Origin of the sequence: Pseudarthrobacter sp. NKDBFgelt (assembly GCF_046097905.1) — a bacterium.
GTDB classification, from domain to species: Bacteria; Actinomycetota; Actinomycetes; order Actinomycetales; family Micrococcaceae; genus Arthrobacter; species Arthrobacter polychromogenes.
In genome coordinates this window covers 1-2,649 of the sequence record NZ_JBJURL010000151.1, presented here as the reverse complement: position 1 = coordinate 2,649, position 2,649 = coordinate 1, and the positions used below count along the sequence as shown (strand labels likewise).

General features: G+C 59.8%; 2 protein-coding genes. One reads left to right on the top strand and one right to left on the bottom strand.

Going from position 1 to position 2,649, the window contains the following annotated elements:
• A partial coding sequence (locus tag ACKAE7_RS20730; RefSeq protein WP_408980190.1) for a tyrosine-type recombinase/integrase occupies positions 1–1,044 on the bottom strand: 1,044 nt, incomplete at its 3' end.
• A gap of 477 nt (positions 1,045–1,521) precedes the next feature.
• Here ACKAE7_RS20730 and ACKAE7_RS20725 point away from each other — a divergent pair.
• Positions 1,522–2,649 (top strand): tyrosine-type recombinase/integrase (locus ACKAE7_RS20725; RefSeq protein WP_408980189.1); only part of this gene is annotated, 1,128 nt, incomplete at its 3' end.

Genomic DNA, 2,649 nt, shown 5'->3' with positions numbered 1-2,649 from the left:
ACCTCCATCACGCGGAACTGCACGGTTACGGGCCCCGTGCTGCACGTCAAAGACACCCCGGTTCCTGCCCCAGATAAGTTGCACGAATCTAGGATCCCATCCGTCCTCCAACAGGTGCGTCGCATAGCTGCGGCGCAGGGAGTGCAGATCGAGACCCTCCAGCGGCAGGTCCAGCTCGTTCAGGTAGCGCCGGAGCCGACGCAGCAGGGTTGATTCACAGATCAGGCCGCCGCGTTCGCTGGGGAAAAGATCCAGGGTGTCGAGAGTTCCCCGGCCGTTGGCGAGCCAGTCCTCGATGATGCCAGCGCTCCAGTCGAAGACGGTCAGGACGCTGCGAGGTTTGTAGGGGGAACCCTTGCGTGACTTGCCGAACCGGACCTTGCAAACACCTGCTTTTCCGAACCTGCGCGCCTGAGGGTTGGTTGCGAAATCGACGGTTTGCAGGTGACGCAGCTCGTTGAACCTCAGCCCGTACGAGTAGGTGATTTTCAGCATGACGGCGTCCCGATAGGCTGCCTTCCAGCCCTTCTTGCCTGACGCCGCAATGAGCTCGACCTGGTCGTCCGCATGATCGAACAGCATCTGCAACTCGGCCTTGGTAAAGGGCCTCTTCGACGGCTGTCCTTCGTACTCCTGGGTGTGGGTTGCCGTGTTCCAGTCGAAGAAGACCTGGGACGGGTGCGTGCCGAAACGCTGCTCACAGACCCTGTCCCAGCCGTAATCGGGGTTCGAGACGTAGGACGAGAAACGGCGGAGCATTGACTGGTAGCCGCGGACGGTGGAGTGCTTCAGCTGACGGATCGAGCGGAGATCACCGAAGTACTCCTCTACATGCTCCGGCGCCCAGTTCCACGGAAACTCGTTCACATGGTTCACGAACCTGCGGACACTGGCGATTCCCTTGTCGATCGTGTCGAACTGCAGATTCCGGGAGAGCTGCTGGTTGCGCCAGCCGGTGAACATGTCCTCGAGCGTCTGCTCCTCGGGATGCAGCAACGAAACGGCATTCAACTGCAGCACGCGCCCGGACCCGTCAACCGCCACAGTTCGCTCCCAAAGTCGCCCTCAAACCACATTCAATAACTGAATCAATGATTCATTAAATGCATCATCAGCGCAAAACCGCAGGTCAAACGCCCTTCAGGGACGCTCAAGCGCCGACGCTTTGGTCCGCTTGGAGCGGCTTGCGTGACTGCGCATCAGCCGAGCACCGCCTACAAATCCGCGGAATTCGAGGCTCAGGAGCCGAGCCAAGCAACCATAGGGGATCGGGGTGGATTGATTCATCTGATGCAATACGCAGAGTACAGCTTTACATAATCTTCATTATCGGCGTTTGAGTAGGACGAGTAGAAGTAGATTAGAGAACTCGTCTCATCCTGTTTTTTGATGTTTGCGCAGGTCAGTGCGGTGCAATGACCAATTGACGTCGATTGCTGGAAGTCAGCGTTTGCGCGGGACGCCGCGGCACAGTGACGTAGTCTCTCATTAGATGAGAGATTTTTGCGTACAGTTAGCTCAGTGAGTATCGAATCTGGGCGGATTCCGGCCTTTCTGACCAACGCGAATGTCGGGCTGCTGCGTGCCGAGGATCGAGTCTTCGAGGCGATGGTGGATGGCTGGCGTGCACAGATGCTGGCTCGCGGTCTGTCGACGTCGTACATCAAGAGCTCATGCGGGACGATCCAGAAGTTCCAGGAGCACGCGAACGAGTATCCGTGGACGTGGTCGGCGCATCACGTGGATGAATTTCTGGCAGACCGCCGCAGCTCAGAGAAAGGGTTGGCGTTATCAACCCTGAGGACAAACTCCGGGGCCATCAGGGCTTTCTGTTCCTATCTAACGGACGGGCGTTACGGTTGGGCCACGTTCTGTGAGCGGGTCTTCGCGGACATTCCGGTGCAGGTCGTGTTCGAGTGGAACTCGCCACGACACACGACGGACGATGCCCTGCCGGCACGCCGCCGGGCGTTCACCCGGACAGAACTGCAGACGTTCTTCGACGCTGCCGACGACCTGGTCGACACAGAGTTCGCCAAGGGTTCCAAACGCTGGCTGCCAGCATTCAGGGACTCGACGGCGTTCAAGGTGGGCTATGCATACGGGCTGCGGCGGCGCGAACTGGTGATGCTCGAGTACGTCGATTTTGGTCCCAATCCGCACGTCGAGCAGTTCGGCCGCTTCGGGGCACTCCAGGTGCGGTGGGCCAAGGGAACCAAGGGTTCCGGACCCCGACGGCGCACCGTTCTGACGGTTCCCGAGTTCGATTGGGTGGTTGGGCTCCTTGAGCACTGGCTCTCCCCTGACGGCCGGAAACGTTTCCCGACCGCTGACCGGTCCGCTAGCCTGTGGCCTTCGGAGCGCTCTGGTTCCACTGTTTTCCGCAACTTCGACCGGTCTTTTCAGCGGGTGCGGACGATCGCCGGCCTGCCGGAGGAACTGACCCTGCACACCCTGAGGCACTCGTACGTCACTCATCTGATCGAGGCCGGCTACGACCCGCTGTTCATCCAGCTTATCTGGGGCCGGAACCGGGGTGTCTTTGACGTGCAGCACGAGGCCCGTAACCGCACAGTTCCGCGTGATGGAGGTGCTTATCTGAAGCTGTCCATCACACGGGATCGCGGGAGGGTTCATGCAGGTTCAACG